Source organism: Ochrobactrum sp. SFR4 (genome assembly GCF_019730395.1).
Taxonomy (GTDB): Bacteria; Pseudomonadota; Alphaproteobacteria; order Rhizobiales; family Rhizobiaceae; genus Pseudochrobactrum.
Genome location: NZ_JAAPBB010000922.1, coordinates 1 through 262, shown reverse-complemented (window position 1 = coordinate 262; position 262 = coordinate 1). Strand labels below are relative to the sequence as shown.

General features: G+C 44.3%; 1 protein-coding gene. It reads left to right on the top strand.

Annotated elements, in window-relative coordinates; translation table 11 throughout:
- Positions 1-262: polysaccharide deacetylase family protein (locus HBA93_RS21790; RefSeq protein WP_221724639.1), on the top strand; the 262-nt coding region annotated here is incomplete at both ends.

Here is a 262-nt window from a genome sequence, read left to right as displayed (position 1 = left end):
AAGTTTGCACCCAATGCCATTCTCTCAGTTACGCCTGAATTTTTGGAAGAGGCAATTCAGCAAGTATTAAAAGCAGGGATGCTGCCTGTCCATGTGCATGATCTGCCCGAATTGCTGCGAAATAATCCCGAAAACAAACGCTATGTTTGTTTTACGCTGGATGATGGTTATCGCAACAATGCGGATTATGCATCTCCGATTTTTCGGCGCTATAATATCCCTTATACAATCTACATTACCTCAGGCTTTGCCGAGCGCAGTC